20 protein-coding genes are annotated in these 19296 nt (G+C 64.5%); 15 read left to right on the top strand and 5 right to left on the bottom strand.

Going from position 1 to position 19296, the window contains the following annotated elements:
* The first annotated feature begins 2 nt into the window (after positions 1 to 2).
* The 8 genes from OC550_RS18655 to OC550_RS18690 are packed head-to-tail and all read left to right on the top strand — an operon-like array spanning position 3 to position 8243.
* Positions 3 to 998, top strand: a complete 996-nt coding sequence (locus OC550_RS18655) for an ABC transporter permease (protein WP_262107437.1) — start codon at positions 3 to 5, stop codon at positions 996 to 998.
* A 13-nt stretch (positions 999 to 1011) separates the two neighbouring features.
* The gene (locus tag OC550_RS18660) at positions 1012 to 2022 is read left to right on the top strand and encodes a sugar ABC transporter substrate-binding protein (RefSeq protein ID WP_262107438.1); all 1011 of its coding nucleotides are present in this window, start codon (positions 1012 to 1014) and stop codon (positions 2020 to 2022) included.
* A gap of 13 nt (positions 2023 to 2035) precedes the next feature.
* Positions 2036 to 2857 carry an SDR family NAD(P)-dependent oxidoreductase gene (locus OC550_RS18665; protein WP_262107439.1) on the top strand — a complete coding sequence of 274 codons (822 nt, stop codon included), beginning with the start codon at positions 2036 to 2038 and terminating at the stop codon, positions 2855 to 2857.
* 29 nt (positions 2858 to 2886) lie between these two features.
* Positions 2887 to 3687, top strand: a complete 801-nt coding sequence (locus OC550_RS18670; RefSeq protein ID WP_262107440.1) for an SDR family NAD(P)-dependent oxidoreductase — start codon at positions 2887 to 2889, stop codon at positions 3685 to 3687.
* A gap of 38 nt (positions 3688 to 3725) precedes the next feature.
* On the top strand, positions 3726 to 5216 hold the full coding sequence (locus OC550_RS18675) for an iron-containing alcohol dehydrogenase (protein WP_262107441.1): 1491 nt from the start codon (positions 3726 to 3728) through the stop codon (positions 5214 to 5216).
* A gap of 46 nt (positions 5217 to 5262) precedes the next feature.
* Positions 5263 to 6336 (top strand): zinc-binding dehydrogenase, encoded by a 1074-nt coding sequence (locus tag OC550_RS18680; protein WP_262107442.1) that lies wholly within the window; start codon positions 5263 to 5265, stop codon positions 6334 to 6336.
* Between the two features lie 27 nt (positions 6337 to 6363).
* Entirely contained in the window at positions 6364 to 7302 is a 939-nt protein-coding gene (locus OC550_RS18685) for a sugar phosphate isomerase/epimerase (protein ID WP_262107443.1), read from the top strand.
* An 8-nt stretch (positions 7303 to 7310) separates the two neighbouring features.
* Entirely contained in the window at positions 7311 to 8243 is a 933-nt protein-coding gene (locus OC550_RS18690) for a dioxygenase (protein WP_262107444.1), read from the top strand.
* 269 nt (positions 8244 to 8512) lie between these two features.
* Here the strand turns inward: OC550_RS18690 and OC550_RS18695 are convergent, their stop codons facing one another.
* Positions 8513 to 8725, bottom strand: a complete 213-nt coding sequence (locus tag OC550_RS18695) for a recombinase family protein (protein WP_262107445.1) — start codon at positions 8723 to 8725, stop codon at positions 8513 to 8515.
* Complete coding sequence (locus OC550_RS18700; protein WP_262107446.1) at positions 8722 to 8943, bottom strand: hypothetical protein; 222 nt, start codon at positions 8941 to 8943, stop codon at positions 8722 to 8724. The genes OC550_RS18695 and OC550_RS18700 overlap by 4 nt, the downstream gene beginning before the upstream one ends.
* A gap of 209 nt (positions 8944 to 9152) precedes the next feature.
* Between OC550_RS18700 and OC550_RS18705 the strand changes: the two genes are divergently transcribed.
* From OC550_RS18705 to OC550_RS18730, 6 genes are read left to right on the top strand one after another with little or no spacing between them, the layout of a single operon-like run.
* Positions 9153 to 10643, top strand: coding sequence for a GntP family permease (locus OC550_RS18705; RefSeq protein ID WP_262107447.1), 1491 nt, complete (start codon positions 9153 to 9155; stop codon positions 10641 to 10643).
* 17 nt (positions 10644 to 10660) lie between these two features.
* The gene (locus tag OC550_RS18710) at positions 10661 to 11059 is read left to right on the top strand and encodes a universal stress protein (RefSeq protein ID WP_262107448.1); all 399 of its coding nucleotides are present in this window, start codon (positions 10661 to 10663) and stop codon (positions 11057 to 11059) included.
* A gap of 32 nt (positions 11060 to 11091) precedes the next feature.
* Positions 11092 to 11616, top strand: a complete 525-nt coding sequence (gene rraA / locus OC550_RS18715) for a ribonuclease E activity regulator RraA (protein WP_262107449.1) — start codon at positions 11092 to 11094, stop codon at positions 11614 to 11616.
* Positions 11617 to 11649: 33 nt separating this feature from the next.
* Positions 11650 to 12333, top strand: a complete 684-nt coding sequence (locus OC550_RS18720) for a GntR family transcriptional regulator (RefSeq protein ID WP_262107450.1) — start codon at positions 11650 to 11652, stop codon at positions 12331 to 12333.
* A gap of 60 nt (positions 12334 to 12393) precedes the next feature.
* The gene (locus OC550_RS18725; protein WP_262107451.1) at positions 12394 to 13545 is read left to right on the top strand and encodes a 2-methylaconitate cis-trans isomerase PrpF family protein; all 1152 of its coding nucleotides are present in this window, start codon (positions 12394 to 12396) and stop codon (positions 13543 to 13545) included.
* Positions 13546 to 13600: 55 nt separating this feature from the next.
* The gene (locus tag OC550_RS18730; protein ID WP_262107452.1) at positions 13601 to 14368 is read left to right on the top strand and encodes an amidohydrolase; all 768 of its coding nucleotides are present in this window, start codon (positions 13601 to 13603) and stop codon (positions 14366 to 14368) included.
* Between the two features lie 151 nt (positions 14369 to 14519).
* Here OC550_RS18730 and OC550_RS18735 read toward each other — a convergent pair whose 3' ends face one another.
* The 3 genes from OC550_RS18735 to OC550_RS18745 form a co-directional block, all read right to left on the bottom strand.
* Positions 14520 to 14633, bottom strand: a complete 114-nt coding sequence (locus OC550_RS18735; protein WP_262107453.1) for a helix-turn-helix domain-containing protein — start codon at positions 14631 to 14633, stop codon at positions 14520 to 14522.
* A 787-nt stretch (positions 14634 to 15420) separates the two neighbouring features.
* Positions 15421 to 16653, bottom strand: a complete 1233-nt coding sequence (locus OC550_RS18740) for a trans-acting enoyl reductase family protein (RefSeq protein ID WP_262107454.1) — start codon at positions 16651 to 16653, stop codon at positions 15421 to 15423.
* A 387-nt stretch (positions 16654 to 17040) separates the two neighbouring features.
* Positions 17041 to 18087: a carbon-nitrogen hydrolase family protein gene (locus tag OC550_RS18745; RefSeq protein ID WP_262107455.1), complete on the bottom strand. Its 1047-nt coding sequence runs from the start codon at positions 18085 to 18087 to the stop codon at positions 17041 to 17043.
* Positions 18088 to 18250: 163 nt separating this feature from the next.
* Here OC550_RS18745 and OC550_RS18750 point away from each other — a divergent pair, with 163 nt between their 5' ends.
* Positions 18251 to 19180, top strand: a complete 930-nt coding sequence (locus OC550_RS18750) for an AraC family transcriptional regulator (RefSeq protein WP_262107456.1) — start codon at positions 18251 to 18253, stop codon at positions 19178 to 19180.
* Positions 19181 to 19296: the final 116 nt, after the last annotated feature.

Raw genomic sequence — 19296 nt, forward strand, 5'->3', positions numbered from 1 at the left:
CAATGATCAAGCTCTACTGGAACTTCCGGACCCTGTTGGCCTGTGCCTTGGCCGCAGTAGCCTTCGCGGCCTTTGCGGCAACCGTCCCCGGATTCATTAACCCCGGCAACCTGTACGCTCTGCTGCAGACATTCGCGCCGCTGGCCCTCGTGGCCGTCGGCCTGGCCATCGTCATGATTGCCGGCGAATTCGATCTCTCGATTGCCGGACTCATGCCGCTGGCAGGACTCATCGCAGTGCGGGTCTCCGAATCCGCCGGTATCCCCGCCGGAATAGCCGCTTCCATCCTCACCGCCGGCGCCGTCGGCCTGCTCAACGGCTGGCTGACAACCCGATTCGCAGTACCCTCGCTGGCGATCACCGTCGGAACGCTGGTACTGACCATCGGACTGGGGTTCGCCGTCACGGGCGGCAAGGTCGTCACACTTACCAACTACGAGTTCGGGCTCTGGCTCGATGAGGGCATCCTCGGCCTGCTCTCCCCCCGGGCACTGTTCATGCTGCTGCTGGTCGCCGGCGCCGTGTGGCTGATGGCCAAGACCTGGCACGGCGTAGTCGTCCGCGCCACCGGAAGCGATTCGGCCCGTGCGGCTGCCTCCGGCCTGCCGGTAGGACGGACCCTGATGATGGTCTTTGTCCTCTCCGCCCTCTTTGCCGGGATCGCCGGATCCCTCCAGGGACTGTCCCTGGCCGCCGGTTCCCCCGGGGACGCGCTGACCTTCCTGCTTCAGGTCGTCACCGCGGCGATTATCGGCGGCGTCGCGCTCACCGGCGGCAAGGGCCAGATCGGCGGCGTCATCGCCGGCGCCCTGCTGCTGGCGGTTGTCAGCAACGGCATGAGCCTGCAGGGCACCAGCACCGCCGTCATCCAACTGGTCAACGGCGGACTCCTGCTGGCCATCGTCATCTTCGACGGACCTCTGAACCGCCTTTCCCAGCGCTCATTGGACCGGCCGGCCCTTGGCGGCCAGGCCCCTGCCAGCCAACCCGCCGCCTAGGAGGCAGCCCACCATGAAAAAGTCACCCATCAAGGCTCTTGCCGTGGCCGCATCGCTGGTCGTGTCACTGGCGCTGGCATCCTGCGGCAGTCCGTCTGCAGGGCAGGGCACCGAGACGAGCGCGGGAACTCAGGGGAAGAAAGTCACCCTCCTGACCGTGGCCCAAAGCTGCGACTACTGCGCGAAGCATACGGAGGAATTCAAGCGGATCGCCGCCGAGGCGGGTCTGGACCTGACCGTCATCGTGAACAACTTCAACGCTGCCGAACAGGCCCAGCAGGTCAACCAGGTCATCAGCACGGACCCCGACGCGGTCGTCGTCTGGCCCGCCGATGCGACAGCCATCATTCCCTCGCTCGTGCGGCTGAAGCGGGCGGAAATCCCGGTCGTCGTGGCCAATTCCTATCCCCAGACGAAAGACAAGAGCCTCTGGACCGCCTACACCGGGCCGAACGACATCGCGAACGGCGAGCAGGCCGCCCTGGCCCTGATCGAAGGATTCAAGGAAAAAGGCTACGGAGACCAGGGCAACGTTGTCGCCCTGCTGGGCCCGCTGGGCACCCCGCCGTCCATCGACCGGCTGAAGGGCTTCGAAGACACATTGGCGGAGAAAGCGCCCGGAATCAAAGTCATCGGCACACAGCCCGGCAACTGGGACCAGACCACCTCGACGTCGGCCAGCGCCGCACTGTTCACCCAGTACGGCGGGAAGGACCTCAAGGGCATGTATTCGGAAGCGGACAACATGCTCGCTGGCGCCCTGGTCGCCGCGGATCGCGCCGGCATTGACGTCCAAAAGATGGTCATGGTCGGGCACAACTGCTCCATCGAGGGCTACACGAACATCAGTGAAGGAGACCAGTACGCCACCGTCCTGCAGAGCCCCATCGAAGACGGAAGTCTCGCCGCGAACACCGTCATCAACATTCTGGAAGACAAGCCGGTGGAGAAGGACAACTTCCTGGTTCCCCGCAGCATCAACAAGACCAACCTTTCCGAGTGCGACGCCGCGGTCGGAAAGTAATAGGGAGGAATCCATGAGCACCTGGACCATTGATCTGCCCGACTGCGTGGTCGTGACCGGCACCGCCAGCGGACTCGGCCTGGAATGTGCCAAGTCCCTGCTGGCTGCCGGCAGCCGCGTGATCGGCGTCGATCTCGCCGCACCCGAAGCCGACCTGGCGGGACATCCGCTCTACCTGCACCTCGCGGGAAGCGTGACCGACCAGGCCCTCTGGGACCGTGTCGCCGAATCCGCATCCGTTTACGGAGGCGAATCCCTGGGTTACATCGGCTCGGCGGCCGTCCTGTCGGTGGACCTGCTGGAGAACGAGAGCATGGACTCCTGGCGCCGCACCTGGGAAATCAACGTGCTGGGAAACGTGCTCGGCCTCAAGACGCTGCTCCCGCAGCTCAAGGCCGCGCGGCATGCAAGCGTCGTGGTGGTGAGCAGCATCGACGCGGACTTCGGCGAGCAGCAGCTGGCGTCCTACGCGTCCTCCAAGGCAGCGCTGTCCGGCGCGGTCCGTGCCATCGCACTGGACTACGCCCGCCACACCATTAACATCAACCTGCTCGCACCGGGCCCGATGAGGGCCGGGCTGTTCAACCGCCACCTCGCCTCGGCGGAAGACCCACAGAAATTCCTCGCCACCCGGGAAGCCCGCCAGCCCAAGGGACGCATCACCGGAGCCGACGAAGTCGCCAACGCCGCCCTGTTCCTGCTGAGCAGCCGGGCATCTGCAGTCTTCGGCACTACGCTGGTCGCCGACGGGGGCCTCACCGCCGGATTCGACTTCCGCACCGGTGAGGAAGGCTCCACAGCCGCACCCGTGCCGGCTGCGCTCCCGGCCCCCTGACACATCCACTCCCCTCGGAAGGACACACCATGGAACTTTCCCTCAGCGGCAAGAAGGCTCTTATCACCGGTGCCGGCAGCGGCATCGGACGCGCCACCGCGCTCGAACTCGTCGCAGAAGGCTGCACCGTCGCCGCGCTGGACATCGACGAGGGTTTGCTCAAGCAGCTCAGCGCCGACGCGGCCGGAGGCCCGGGCACCGTGCTGACCCTGGCCGCCGACTTCAGCCGTGCCGACGACACCACTGCCAAGGTCCAGGCGGCCCTCGACGAGCTGGGCGGCCTCGACCTGCTCATCAACAACGTCGGGGCCGGTTCCGTGCGTGAATTCGCGGACCTGACCGACGAGGACTGGCAGAAGACGCTGGACCTGAACTTCATGAGCTACGTCCGCTCCATCCGCGCAGCGCTTCCCGCGCTGCGCCAGTCAAGCGCCCCGGTGATCATCAACAACGCATCGGACCTGGCCCGGCAACCCGAAGCCATGCCGGTGGACTACTCGGCCAGCAAAGCAGCCGTACTGGCACTGACCAAGTCCCTGGCCCGCGCCGAAGGACCCCGCATCCGGGTCAATGCCGTGGCTCCCGGCCCCATCTGGACGCCGTTCTGGACCAAGCCCGGAGGCTTCGCCGAAACCATGGCAGCGGCCTACAACATGGAACCGGAGGCCGCCGTTGCCCACGAAATGAAGCAACGGCAACTGCCGCTCGAACGGCTGGGGCAGCCGGAAGAGGTTGCCAAGGTCATCGTCTTCCTGTGCAGCCCGGCCGCCGGCTTCGTCACCGGATCCGTGTGGGGAGTCGACGGCGGCAGCATCCGCAGCATCATCTGAGTCCCGCAGCATTAACCCCGAACAAGGAGACCCTCCTCATGGCAGATCAAGACATCGCGCGAATCCTCGAGCTGGAAGACGAACGCTTCGACGCAGTGCTTGCCAAGGACTTCGACGCGTTCGCCCGGCTCTGCCACCCACGGCTGAGCTACACGCATTCAAACGGCCTGCGCGACACCCTGGAAAGCTACGTCGAACAATGCCGGGCCGGTGTCTATGACTACCAGAGGATCGACCACCCGGTTGAAGAGGTCATCCTCGTCGGAGACACCGCCCTGGTGGTCGGCCGCATGGAGGCCGACCTGCAGGTCAACGGCCGGTCCACCCGGCTGGACAACGGCTCCCTTGCGGTGTGGACGCGCGAGGGCGGCACGTGGAAGTTCCTCGCCTACCAGCCCAGCCCGCGGCCGAGCGGCATTCAGTCCAGCCGGCAGCCGACGGACAAGGAAAACGAAGAAAGCATGGTCAAAAAGGTGAACGAATTCCGCTACGAAGCCCTCCCGATGCGCGTAACCTTCGGCGCCGGAACCCTGGCCTCTCTCCCGGAGGAGGTGCGATCGCTTGGCCTCAAACGCGTCCTGGTTCTGGCCACCCCCTTCCAAAAGGATCTCGCCGAGCAGGTTTCCGAACAGTTGGGCGAGCTCAGCGCCGGCGTACACGCCGAGGCCGAGATGCACGTGCCGATCGAATCGGCGCACAAGGCCCGTGAACGTGCCGAATCCGCGCAAGCCGACGGATACGTGGCGGTCGGCGGGGGTTCGAGCACCGGGCTCGGAAAGGCCATTGCCCTCGAATTCGGGATGCCGATCATCGCAGTGCCCACCACATATGCCGGCTCGGAAATGACGCCTGTCTGGGGACTGACCGCGAACGGCGAAAAGAAAACAGGCCGGGACCCCAAGGTCCTGCCGACCAGCGTGATCTACGATCCCGAGCTGACCCTGACCCTGCCCGTGGGAATGTCCGTCACCAGCGGCTTCAACGCGATCGCCCATGCCGTCGAGGGCCTCTACGCGCCGGACGGATCCCCCATCATCTCATTGATGGCCGAAGAGGGCGTTCGCGCGCTCGTCCGTGCTCTGCCCAGCATCGTCGAGAACCCCGCCGACAAGGACGCCCGCTCCGACGCGCTTTACGGGGCATGGCTCTGTGGCGCGACGCTGGGTGCCACCACCATGTCGCTGCACCACAAGCTCTGCCACACCCTGGGCGGGACCTTCAACCTGCCCCACGCCGAAACACATACCGTCGTCCTGCCGTATGCGCTGGCCTATAACCAGGACCACGCGCCCCAGGCCATGCCTGCGTTGCGCCGTGCCACGGGAGCAGAAAACCCCGCTGCCTACCTGCGGGAGCTCAGTCTGAAGCTCGGGGCGCCGGGTTCCCTGCGTCAACTGGGCCTGGAAGAGGCAGACATCGAAAAAGCCGTCGCGATCGCGACCAAGAACCCCTACTCGAACCCGCGGGAAGTGACCGAAAAGGGCATCCGCGACCTGCTCACCAAGGCGCTCAACGGCGCAGACCTGTAGGGCGCCGGCCCCGGCCCTCCCTGTTGATCCTCCCGAAAGGCCCATCATGACCCATCCTGCACTCGACGAAACGACCGCACCGCCCAGCATCGGCGTACGCGCGGTCATTGTCGACCGCGGCCCGGACTCCTCCATCAGCGCCCGGGTCGGTACGGCCAAACTGGGACCGCTACCGCCGTTCGCGCTGCTCGTCCGCCCCGCTTACATCGGGATCTGCGGCACCGACCTGGAAATTCTGCACGGGCGGATGCCGGAGACCTTCCTGATTAACTATCCGCACATCATGGGCCACGAGTGGTCCGGCGTGGTGGAACAGGTCGGCGAATCCGTGACGGGGTTCAACGTCGGCGACAGGGTCCTGGGCCACGGCCATCTCGGCGGCAACGACTGGTTCGGCGTCACCCACGACGGTGCCGCAGCCGAGCTGTTCCACGTGCCGGCAGCCATGTGTTTCCCTGTCCCGGACAGCGTGGACATGCTCACCGCCGCGATGATCGAACCCTTCGCCTGCGTTCTTACCGGGGTGAAGAAAATCGGTGGAATCAGCGCAGCGGACACCGTTCACATCCACGGCCTGGGCGCTATCGGCCTGGCCGCCCTCGTCCAGGCCGTCACAGCCGGGGCGAAGACAGTGGTCTTCGATCCCAGTACACGCCGTCGTCAGGCCGCGCTGGAAATCGGCGCCGCAGCCGCGTTCAATCCGCTGGAGACCGCGGACATCAACACCGCGGCCGCCGACGCCATCGGGCACGGCTTCGCCGACGTCGTCATCGAAGCCTCCGGCAACCCGGCCGCCCAGGCCGCCGCGCTGGAAAGCGCCGATCACAACGGACGCGTACTCCTGATGGGCGTCTCCAAACCCAAATCAGCCCCCGCCCGGCTCGGGCTGCTCCAAGAGCGCAACCTCACGATTACCAGTTCCACCGGAGCACCTGTAGACGTATGGCCCGCGGCCATCCGCTACGTCGAACGCGCCAAGATCGATCTCGGTGCCATCGTTTCCTCGATCCATCCGTTCGCCGACGCAGAGGAAGCCATCCGCTGCGCCGAAGACTCCGAGGCCGAGATCAAAGTCATGCTCTCCCCGACACCGGTCTCCGGCGTCGGCGCCGCCAAATAAACCAAACACACTTCGAAGGGACTCCTGATGAGCGAGAACAACATCATCGAAAACCGCGACCTGCTGGCCTCCTGCTGGACCTGGGCCGGAGACGCCGCCCCGCTGCGTGGCGACGAAACCAGCCCGATCGACATCCGCACCCGTGTCGAGACCGTGGCGCGGGCCGGTTGGAAGGGCGTCGGGCTGATCCACGCCGACCTGCCCCGAATTGAAGCAACCATCGGCATCAAGGGACTCAAGCAACTGCTGGATGACAACGGCATCGTGCACGTGGAAATGGAATTCCTGGCCGACTGGTGGAAAACGGGCACTCTGCGCGCCGAGTCCGACCGCTGGCGCGGGATACTTCTGGACACCGCCGGCATCCTGGGCGTAGAAACCATCAAGATCGGTGCCGAACTCGCCGTTACCGGGGAACCCGCCCCTGTCGATGCCACGGCCTTCCACGAGGAATTCGACGCACTGGCAACGCAGGCAGGCAATGCGGGCACCCGGGTCGCGCTGGAGCCCATGCCGATGAACAACCTCAAAACCATCGAACTCGGAGCCAAGTTCGTCACGGAAGTCAACAACCCCTTCGGCGGACTGACCGTGGACACCTGGCACACCTACCGCGGCGGAACCAGCTACGCGGACCTGGCCAACATCCTTCCCATGGACAAAGTCTTCGTCGTCGAGATTGACGATGCCCGAGCCGAAGTTGTCGGCAGCCTCTGGGAAGACACCATCAACGAACGCCTCTACCCCGGCGAAGGAGAAATGGACACCGCAGGCTTTATCAAGGCCATGCATGAAGCAGGCTGGCGAGGCCACTGGGGCGTAGAAATCCTGGCAGAATCCCACCGTCGACTGCCGCTGGAAACCGCGGTCACCCGGGCCTACGCCGCAGCCGCTGCAAGCCTCGACGCCGCCGAACGGCTCATCGCCGAGGAACAAACAGTCTCCGGCACAGCAACCCAGCGCTAGGAAAGACCATGACCGAGCAGACCCCTACCATCGAAACCGGCATCCTCCCGGGGACACCCACCACCTCCGGCGAACAGCAAGCCGTCGAGGAACAACTGATCCGGAACGTGCTCCACTCATTCGATAACTGCCAGGATCCACGGCTGAAGCAGATCATGCAGTCACTGACCCGGCACATTCACTCCTTCATCCGCGATGTCCGCCTGACCGAGGCGGAATGGAACGCAGCTATCGAATTCCTCACCGCCGTCGGCCACATCACCGACGACAAGCGACAGGAATTCATCCTGCTTTCCGACGTCTTCGGCGCCTCCATGCAAACCATCGCCGTGAACAACGAGAAGATCGCCGATGCGACCGAGGCCACCGTTTTCGGGCCGTTCTTCGTCGAAGACGCCCCGCTGATCGAGAACGGCGGCGACATAGCCGGAGCAGCGCCCGGCCAGCCCTGCTGGGTCGAGGGCAGCGTCAAAGACACGAACGGCAACCCCCTCCCCGGTGCACGCATCGAGGTCTGGGAAGCCGATGAGGACGGGTTCTACGACGTGCAGTACACCGACCAACGCGTCTCAGGCCGCGCACACCTATTCGCCGACGCGGACGGAAACTACAGGTTCTGGGGGCTGACCCCCACACCGTACCCGATTCCCCACGACGGACCAGTCGGACAAATGCTGGAAGCAGTCGGACGCTCCCCCATGCGCGCCTCGCACCTGCATTTCATGGTCAGCGCCCCGCACATGCGCACCCTCGTGACCCACATATTCGTCCGTGGCGACGAGTTGCTGAAGTACGACACCGTCTTCGGGGTCAAGGAATCCCTCGTGAAAGACTTCGAGCAGCAACCCCCGGGAACCCCGACACCCGACGGACGCGACCTGGGCGACCGGTCATGGGCCCGAACCCGGTTCGACATCGTACTGGCTTCAACAAGCACGTAGATCAGGTTAAGCACCGGACGGCCTTCGTCGAGGAGGTCGTCCGGCCCGCGACAGATTGCCATCGATAGGTACTGCAAGAAGGCGAGTGCCGCAGTCACTTTGGCAAAACCTCGGTTCCAGCGCGGCAGACTAAATAAACCCCGGATTTCAGCCTCCTCAGTTAGTCTGCGTCCATGCCCAAATACCGGTAGACAGTGGCGCGACTTGCCCGACGATCTTGCTAATCTCCGACGGCCTGAGGCCCCTGGCCTTCAACTCAGGGGCGCGCTTCACCCTTGGGTCCTCGGCGGTACGCCGTCCCGCTCGCGCCCGTTGGCCGCAGCTGCAGCCATTCCGGCCTTGGTCCGCTCGACCAGCTGGTCACGTTCGAGCTGGGCGAACACGGACATGACCGCGAGCATGGCTTTGCCCATGGCACCGGTGGTGGTGATTCCGCCGGCCAGGGAAGTGTGTGGAAATTTTTTCCTTACAGCAATGTTCATCTCCAGGTGAAGGAACCATTGCGCCGCGGTTTGCGCGGGGCGGGTCTGAGCTTTAGGTCTTCGGCGGGTATCAGAATCCGCTGGAGATTATCGAGGTCCCATGCCCAGAGGACGCCGAGGTGAGGTGCCGCCGCTTCAACGACACAGCGGATGGTGCGTCCGTTCGGGTCGGTGGCTTCCACGGTTTCGCCTCGGCGAAGATTCGCGAGATCAGTCAAGGTTTTCATCCTTTCGGGGTTTAGTAGTGATGTCTTGGAGCGGGAACCGTCCCATCCATAGAGCTCGATCCGTCCGTGTAACAGCACCCCATCCAACAGTGGAGCAGTTGTCGTATACTTGTATACAAGTATTCAATATGGTTTCATGGTGTGGTCAGTCACAGTCGTATACGCGATCTGCGTAGCCTCTAACCACTAACGGAGATTCAATGGACGTCGAGTTCGAGCATCTATCGACAGGCCCCCTGCTCTTGATCTGCGCGGGCGCGATCGCAGTACTGCTGTTCTTGATCCTGAAGGTCAAGATGCACGCAGTGATCGCTCTGCTGATCGTGAGCGTTGGCACGGCCTTCGCTACTCGTATCCCTACCGGCTCGATCATGGATTTGCTGCTGGGCGGTCTGGGCGAAACCCTTGGGGACATCGCCTTCCTGATCGCCTTCGGCGTGATGTTCGCCAGGCTCATTGAGTTCAGCGGCGGCACAAAGGTTCTTGTTGACGCGTTGATCGACAAGCTTGGTGAGAAGCGCGCGCCGCTGGCACTTGGCATTGCTTCGCTGGTGTTCGGCATCCCGATCTTCTTCGATGCGGCCTTCCTGGTCATGCTTCCGCTGTATCTGGCCGTCGCCCGTCGCGTGGGTGGCAGCATCCTGCTTTATGTGCTCGGTCCGGCTGCTGCCCTGTCGATAATGCACATGCTGATGCCCCCGCACCCGGGAGTTACGACTGCCACCGTGCTGTTGGGCGCAGACATCGGCCTGGTGATGCTGTTCGGGCTGATCATTGCAGTACCGTCCTGGTACCTGGGCGGGCATCTGCTCGGGGCCCGGATGGGCCGTCGATTCATGATTCCGGTCCCCGAGGCCTTCTCCGGCGGCCCCCAGGTCGACTCGCCCTACACCTCACCCGGCCGCGCGGCGCCCGACAGCAAGGGTGGTGCCGACTCGCCAATGCCCGCGACATCCCGCACGACCACCGCCGTTCGCACCGACGCGGAGACGGCGGCCGCCCCGCCGAGCGTCCCGAAGCTCCTGTCTCTCATCTGCCTTCCGCTCGTGTTGATCCTGCTCAACACCGGGACGAGCATGCTGGCCAAACTCACACAAAATGAGGACGCACAGTGGGTACAGTTTCTCGAACTCATCGGGTCAGTCCCCATCGCCCTGCTCATCACGGTCGTCATCGCCAGCTACGTGCTGGGGACCCGCCGCGGCGTGGGCCAGGTGTTTCTCGAAGACATGCTGGACAACGCGCTCAAGCCCATCTGCTCTGTCCTCCTGGTCGTCGGTGCCGGTGGCATGTTCGCTGCCATTCTGGAAGCAAGTGGAATCGGTGATGCCATCGCCGGCGCCCTGGACGCCAGCGGACTCCCGCTCCCCGTGGCACTGTTCCTCATCTGCGGCATCATGAGTGCGGCAGTGGGCAGCACGACTGTCTCAATCACGACGGCTGCCGGCCTTATGGGCGCAACCATCGCCGCAGCCGACCTGAACCCGCTCCAACTCACGGCACTGGTTCTCGTGATGGCCGGCGGGTCCGGGATCCTGCCGCACGTCAACGACGCCGGCTTCTGGCTCATGAGCCGGCTCCTCGGTATGACCGTCTCGGAGACGCTCAAGACCTGGACCATCGTGAAGACGATGATCGGCGTCTTCGCAGCCCTGTTCGCAACCGTTCTCTACCTCATCGCCGGTCTGTAAACCGGAAGGAGCCCTCCATGCCAATCGTCATGATCCACCGTTCCTCGCGGGATGATGCACCCGCACTCACCGCTGCGCAGGAACTCAGCCGCGAGCGGGGCGAGGACCTCATCGTCATGGCCGCAGGATCGGGAAGCCGCGCCGACGGCGCAGCCGAACTCGAATACCAGGCCTTCCTCGACCAAGTGCGGCACCACCTCGACAGCCAGACCCAATGGCGCGCCGAACTGATCGCCCCCGGGGACGACCCCACGGAAGCGCTCGTCGAACACGTCGAAACCATCCGGCCCTCCGTGGTGGTCATCGGCACGCATCATCGATCGGCGGTCGGCAAACTGATCTTCGGCCACGACCTCCAACGCCTGCTCATGGACATAGAAGTCCCGATCCTGCTCATTAAGCCCCCGCGCAAATGACCCCCTCCACTGCCACCGCTCCGTTCACCCCAATGAAAGCGACACCGATGTTCACCCACAAGAAATTCCTTGCCGGATCCCACACCACCTCCGACCTTGCCGATCTGATCGGCGACGATGTCCGCTCATGCGATGATCAGATGAGGAACTACGGAGGCCGGACACGTTTCGCCGGGACCATCCGCACCCTGCGGAGCCCCGATGACAACGTGCTGCTCAAAGACGTGCTGTCCGAACCCGGCGAAAACCAGGTTCTGGTCGTCGACGGCGAAGGATCTACCCACACCGCGCTGATCGGAGACGTCATCGCAGCCATCGGCGCGCGCAACGGGTGGGCCGGCGTGATCATCAACGGCTCGGTCAGAGACCAGCATCTGCTCGGCCAGGTCACGATAGGAGTAAAAGCGATCGGCTCAAACCCCCGCCGCAGCGGCAAAGCCGGCTCCGGTGAAGCGGACGTCCCGGTCACCTTCGGTGGCGTGACCTTCACCCCCGGCGAGACCGTGTACAGCGACGAAGACGGCATTATTGTGGTGCCCTCACCCATCGAGGGCTGACATTTTGGAACAACAAGGACTCAGGGGGCCCGTGTGGCTACGTCGATCAGCAATGCAAGCACTCGTGTTTCAGCTGGAACCATCGTCTACCGACAGCTGAGGGACCAGATCGCTGGCCTCGAGCTGCAACCAGGGACGCGCCTGAACGAGAGCGAGCTGTCCGCTACCCTGCAGGTCAGCAGGACCCCGCTGCGCGAAGCCATCCGGATGCTCCTGACCGAAGGTCTCGTTGTCCAGCTGCCCACCGGGGGCGTCGTCGTCAGCGAGCTCAGCGAGCGTCACCTTCACGAGGTCTACTCGGCGCGCGCCGCGATCGAAGAGGTGATCGCGCGGCAGGCCTGCCGGAACGCAACTGCCGACGACGTCCGCCGGCTCCGCACACTGCTGGAGCGGCTCGAACGAAGCCTTGAGGACGCCGGCACGACCATGGAACTCGGCGGCGACTTTCATCGCGTCCTGGCGGACATCGCGGACCACTCGGTGTGCAACCGGCTGCTCGACCAGCTCAGCCCGCACACCCACAGGTATCGCACCCTCTCCAACGACACCCGGGAACGCCGCGAACAAGCCCTCGCTGAACACCGGGAAATCGTTCAGGCACTCGAGACCGGAGACAGCGACCTCGTCGGCCAACTGATGAGACGACACATCGAGACGGCCGCCGGCGCCGCGGCCGAATCCGACATTCTCGCACCCGCTGCATCGGCCATGACCTAAACATTTGATTTAAGGCGCCTCACCCGAATGACCTTCACGCACCACACCAGGAGACCGCTAATGCAATGGATTGATACCACCTTCATGCGGGGCGGGACCAGCAAGGGACTGTTCTTCCGAGACCAGGACCTACCGGCCCCGGGCCCCGATCGCGACCAGGTTTTCCTTCTCGCTCTCGGCTCACCCGATCCTTTCGGACGCCAGCTCGACGGCATGGGCGGCGGACTGTCCTCCCTATCGAAAGTCGTAAGCGTCGCGGTATCAAACCGTCCCGACACCGATCTCGAGTACACCTTCGGTCAGGTCGCAGTGGACGCCCCCCTGGTCGACTACTCCGGCAACTGCGGCAACCTCTCGTCCGCCGTCGTACCCTACGCGTTGGAGAGCGGCCTGCTCAGGCTGGCTGACGGACCCCAAACGGTCAGCGTCTTCAACACCAACACCGCCAAACAGATCCGCGTTCACCTGCAGGTACGCCAAGGGGTCGCTGCCGTGGCCGGCGACCTTATCGTGCCAGGCGTCGCAGCCACGGGCGCGCCCATCGAACTTGAGTACCTCCAACCAGGAGGCGCACGCACCGGCACCCTGCTGCCCACCGCCACCGTGCGGGAGACCCTCATCTGGGAAGGGCAAGGCTATGAAACATCCCTGATCGACGCAGCTAACCCGACGGTCTTCGTCCGGGCCAAGGACCTTGGCATCCTCGGCGACGAACTGCCCGACCAGCTTGACGCCGATGCCGCACTCCAGGCGCGCCTGGAAGGTATCCGCCGCGCCGGAGCAGTCGCCATGGGCATGGCCCACAACCCAGAGTCGGCACCCCAGGCCGTGCCTAAGATCGCCCTGGTCGCCGAACCCCGCATTAGCAAGCTGCTCGACGGGACGACCATCGACTCGGCCTCGTGCGATCTCACCATGCGCGTGATCTCCATGGGCCAAACCCACCGCGCCACCCCGGGCACCACGGCCCTCTGCGCCGCGGTCGCCGCGCAGATCCCCGACTCCATCGTCCACACCGTCCTGCCCGACGACATCAACCCTCAAGCCCTGCGAATCGCCACACCGTCCGGCGTAGTCACCGCGGGCGCCAACGTGAACCGATCCGCCGGGGGGCAGCCGACCGCCGAAAGTGCCTCCCTCTACCGAACCGCCCGACCGCTCATGCGCGGTCAAGTGGCCCTTCCAATGGAGATCAGCACCACCGCGGCATGATGAGTCACCGACACGGCAACCTCCTATCGCTGGCTAGACACGAACCCGGTTCAAAATGACACGGCCAATTTTCGACAGCCACTTCCACATCATCGATTCCCGCTTCCCGCTTGTGCCCAACAACGGGTACCTGCCGCCCGAATTCACGCCGGCGGATTACCTCCGCCGCGTCTCAGACCTGGGAGTAGCGGGCGGCACAGTAGTTTCGGGTTCATTCCAGGCCTTCGACCACAGCTACCTGACCGAGGCACTGGCCACACTTGGCCCCACATTCGTCGGTGTTGCCAACATTGCCGAGGACACAAGCGACGAAGAACTCAACCGCCTCGCTGTAGCCGGAGTCCGTGGTGTTCGGTTCAATCTCTACCGGGGCGGATCGGCAGAAACCGAAGACGTTTTGTCCCTAGGACTACGCGTCTGGGACGTTGCCGGCATGCATGCTGAGTTTTACCTGGACGCGAACGACCTGGCCGAACTGGAACCGATCATCACCAAACTTCCCAAGGCCAGCATCGACCACCTGGGCATGACCTCCAGCCACCGGGACATTCTGCTCCGGCTAGCCTCCCGCGGAGTACGCGTAAAGGCCTCAGGATTCGGCCGCGTCCAACTCGACGTCGCCTCCACCATCCAGGACATACACAACGAGAACCCCGAAGCCTTGATGTTCGGAACGGATCTGCCCAGCACAAGGGCGCGTGTGCCATTCCAGCAAGAAGATCTGGAACTCGTAGCCGACCTTCTGGCCGACGAGGCGAACCTCGCCCTACACGACAACGGAGCCCGGTTTTACGGCCTGAATAAACTACTCCCCGCCTCCTGAGCACGCGGTGCGGCAGCCATCTGCTATTTCAATACTCCACGGCTACCAGTCTTGGACCTGGCTCTGACGGGTGGAATCGCTGTCTTGGTTTGCCCGCCGCCTCTGCCTTGCAGGGACACCGAGCAAATGCAGGTACTAGCGGCAAACCTCGTCACTCGGCTTCCAAGCCGAGATAGCGGTAGACAGTCGCACGGCTGGCACCGATGATCTTGCCGATGTCCGACGGTTTGAGGCCCTGGACCTTTAGCTCCCGTGCGCGCTTCACCTTCCAATCCCCCGAGGTGACTTGCCGCCGCTCGGCCCGGCGCCCATTGGCGGCAGCGGCAGCCATGCCCGCCCTGGTTCGCTCGACTAGTTGGTCATGTTCAGCTGGGCGAATGCGGACATGACGGTGAGCATGGCCTTGCCCATGGCGCCCGTGGTGGTGATGCCCTCGGTCAGTCAACCGAAGTGGACACCGCGCCCCTCGAAGTCCCCAGTTTCGGCATGTCCAGTCCCATGAACCGTGTCCACGATCTATGGACCGGAAGCAGCGTTTGCGTTACATCGCTATGGGGCTTCAACTACTACTGCTCCCCCGGCACGCATCCCTACAAGCCTGAGTTGTTTCGAAAGCTGTACTCACCCGCACATGCGGAACAACTCTCGAGCAGAGAAAACTCGTCGCATAAGCCGGTCCCCCACCGCTCCACCAAGACTTGAGACTTTATGCATGCGGGTGGATGGCAGGCGCTCCTCCTACTGAGTGAGCATTGCGTTTACCCTGCTGCCCACGCATCAAGTTGTCATACTCCCGGTTATCGGCCCTGAAAAACGGGCAGAGGGAGTGGCTGCTCACGGGCTCCGCGACCTGGAGCAGAGTGCTGCTCTGGACTCAGGGCGTGAAGGTGCGCGCCGGGGCGGCCCAGGGTTAAAAGCCGATTTGGAAGCATCGCTGGTCGCGATCATTAGATGACCCTGGCATACTCCCTCGGCGAAATCCCATCAGGCCGCTAGTCGGACTGGTCCAGTCAATGATTGCCCCGTTATCAGGGGACCTGCAGGATCTGGGTTCAGGCGAGTTTGGTTACCTGGTAAGTGTGGCTGGCCGCACGGAGTCGCTGCATGAGCACGTTGCCGAGTGCAGTGGCCGGTGTTAGCGACCCTTTCGCAGTCGGCAGCCGGTCACCGTCGAGGGCAAGAGCGAGTGCACTCTCCCCTGCCATCACGGCGGTGGCGGCATAGCCGGGATCGCCGGGGCCAGCAGCAATCGCCTGGTATCGGTGCCCGTTCTCGGTGCGGGCGGTTACCTGGGAGTGGAACCAGCCCGCGCGCTGCGTGCTGGTGCTCGGACCCGAACCTGGTGACGGAAGACAGCGGTCGAGCCCTCCCCGGGTCGGCGGGAACGCCATCGCGCCCGTGAATGCCCGGAGCCCGAGTGCCAATGCCCTGGCGATGACTGCTCCTGCCGGGCCGCGGGCTACCCCCATCACCTCGCCGTACTGAAGGGAGCGGCCGTAGGCCCAACCCTGCAATGCGTTGCTGCGGCGCACTATCCGAGTGTTGACCGCGGCCATGATGAAAGGCGCGGTCCAGGTGCCGTCATCGGAACGGCGCACAGGACCGGCGTCGGGAGGCTGTTGTGTCGTCGGCTCCCGTGTGCGGTCGGGGCTCAGAGCGTAGGGGTCCGCGGCTAATGACCGCAGGGCGGTGCTCGATCGCATCGCGTCGAGCTGCCCACGCATCGACTCGAGCGTGCCTCCGCTGATGCCACCCTTGGCCGTAGCAACGAGTTGGACCTCGACCAAACCGCCAGCGCCATCGGCTTCTGCTGCCTGATGAAGCAGCAATACAGCGAGGTCGGACGGCACGGAGTCGTAGCCGCAGGAGTGCACGATCCGGGCCCCGCTCGTCCTGGCCAGAGCGTCGTAGCGATCGATCGCCTCCCGGACGAAGGACACCTCACCCGCGAGGTCGGCGTAGTGGGTACCGGCCCGTGCGCAGGCGTCGACGACAGGTAATCCGTGTTTCGTGTATGGACCGACGGTTGTGAGGAGCACGCGCGTGCCCGCGGCCAGGGCAGCGATCGAGTCCGCGTCCTCCGAGTCGGCTTCGATGAGGGCCCATCCGTGTGCCGCGACCGGCAACTGCGACCGAACCGCCTCGAGTCTGGACCTCGACCGGCCCGCGAGTCCGACTCGCATGCCGACCGGTGCGTGCTCCGCGACGTAGCCGGCGATCAGTCGGCCAACGAAACCCGTCGCTCCGTAGAGAACGAGGTCATGTTCCCGGGATGAGTTGTCCATAACTGCAGCCTTTCACAGCGGCAACTCCAAGCTGACACACGGCTCCTTGCTTTGGTCCTCGGGTACCGTGAGTGGTCCTGCTTGGGAGACTGGCTCGCGTTCCGTGTGTTTGCCAGTTAGGGTACACCCCTGCCTGACGTCAGATGAGTGGCCGGAATCCCGTCAGAATAGAGCCCATTTCCCATTTCTGACATCATGCGACTCGCGTTTTAGAGTTCACTCTGACAAGACGCAGCGCCCCTTGGCATGTTTCCTCTGGCGGCTTCGGTCTCAGCAGTGAGCCCCACAGCATCCTGGACATATTCACGATTAGCGGTGAGATAAGGATCTGCGACCCCACCCAGCGGTGCCCCGCCCGGAGTGCCGGAGCACCGTTGGGTTGCCGACTTAGGAGATCTTCTGCGTGCGGTCCGGGGCGTAGGACTGCGCATCCTCGTCCGCGCCGTCGGTATCGGGCAGCGGGACGAACAGTTCCCCGCCTAGTTCGCCGGGGCGGACCACGGGGGTGCGGGCACGGTCGTCGAGGAGGAGCCGGGTCACGTCCGGGCGGGAATAGTGCCCGGTCGGGTCCAGGATGTTCTTGGCCAGGTCGATCTGCGCCAGGTCCAGGTCCGCGTAGACGATGCCTTCGGTGGTGGGGTCCAGCGGCTCGGTGAGCAGGGCGGAGTCCGGCCCGTAGACGCGGGCGTATCCGCCGCCGCCGGTATAGACCGGGGTGGGGCCGCCGTCTGCGGTGGGGAACTTGCGGGCACCCTCCTCGGACATGACCTGGGTGGCGGCGATGACGAAGGCGCTGCCTTCGAAGGCATAGGTCCGCGAGGCGGCCATGATGGATTCCGGGCTCAGCGCCGGCACGTTGCCCAGCATGCCCAGGCAAGGCCAGCCGGCCACGTGGATCTGCTCGTTCTGCGCGTACATCGCGTACTTGCTCAGCGGCTGCAGGTGCTCGAAGCAGTTCAGCGCCCCGACCCGGCCCAGCGGTGTCTCTACCACCTTGAGCCCGGAACCGTCGCTTTCGCCGAACAGGGTCCGCTCCGCGTGAGTGGGCTTGAGCTTTCGCCGGTGCAGCAGGATGTTCCCGTCCGGGCCGATGATCGCCTGGGCCATGTACAGAGAGCCGCCGTCCTTTTCGCTGAAGCCGAGCACCACGGTGACCGCGTTGTCCCGGGCGGCCTCGCGGATCCGCCTCAGGTGCTCTCCGCCGATCGTGGGCGAGTTGGCATGGTAGCGGGCAACGAATTCCATCTGCTGGTAGACCGGATAGGACCATAGGAAGATCGGGTAGCCCGGGATCCACGTCTCCGGGAACGCCACCAGGTTAGCTCCGCCGGCGGCGGCTTCCCGAATCAGGTCCACGGTCTTGGCCGTGGTGCCCTCGATGTCCAGCCATGCGGGCTCGGCCTGTATGGCGGCCACGCGCACTGTCTGTGCCATTGGTACTCCTTTTTATCCGTGGGAATGGATTGCCTCCAAGATATGTTTCAGGTCACAGGCATGTCCTTGACTTTTTCTGCACACCGCAGGACGTTTCCTGCAGGCGTTGCTAAGATTCCGGCAACCGGCAGCCCGCGGGGCTGCCGTACCAAGGAGGCACACCGTGGCAGTTCTCTCCGCTGCCGACATCGGCACCTGGCAGGAGATTTCCGGCCGGCACTTCGTGCCGTTGCACTGCACCACGCCCGACCCGGCTTTCACAGCCACCATTTCACCTGTCCGGCTCGCGCCGGACGTCTCTGTCTGCCGGATCGGTTCCGGACCGGTACGCGTAGAGCGCACGGAACGCTTGGCGCACCGCAACGACGGCGACGACCTGCTGCTGACGCTGCAGCTGGGATCTTCCTGCATGGTCAGCCAGCACGGGCGGACTGCCCGGCTCACCCCTGGTGCCGCCGCTCTCTACGAAACCAACCGGCCCTACGTTTTGGACCATCCGCTGCCCGGGCAGGACTTGGTGGTCCTGCGTGTCGGGCGGGAGCGCCTAGATGTGAGGGACCGGCTGATTGCCGAGGCCTGCGGCCGGACCCTGGACCGTCTGGTGCCCGGGATGGGTGCTTTCACCGGCTATCTGCGCGGCATGCTGGCCGAAGATGCCGAGCTCGGAGACGGGACCCGGCAGGAGCTGGGCGGGACAGCAGCGGAGCTGCTGGCGATGGTGCTCCGCTCGTTCGCTGGTCTCGGGCACGCAGGCTGGGACAGCGACCAAGCACTGCTGACGGCGGTGAAGTCCCATATCCGGGAGCATCTGGCCGACCCCGGACTGTCCGTGGACGAACTGGCCCGCGCCCACCACGTGTCGGTGCGCAAAATCCATGCCCTCTTCTCGGCCACTGGGCAGACTCCGGCCGCCTTTGTCAGGACCCGGCGCTTGCAACTGGCCGCCGCCCTGCTGCCGGCCCGGGCGGCCACCGGCCAGACCATTGCTGCGGTCGGTGCCGCCTGCGGCTTCCCCGAACCTGCCACCTTCAACCGGGCCTTCACCCGTCAGTTCGGCTGCCCGCCGTCGACATGGGAGCCCGAGCCCAGGTAACAGACGCGTTCAGCCCATCGTTCGCGCCGGGGATTCCGTCTGGACCGGTGGCCTCCCGGAGGGCCTTTGTCTTGCTGACGGACCGGGCCCATGAGATGGGCGCCGCCCTGGTGCTC

This window comes from Arthrobacter sp. Marseille-P9274 (genome assembly GCF_946892675.1).
Classification (GTDB): Bacteria; Actinomycetota; Actinomycetes; order Actinomycetales; family Micrococcaceae; genus Crystallibacter.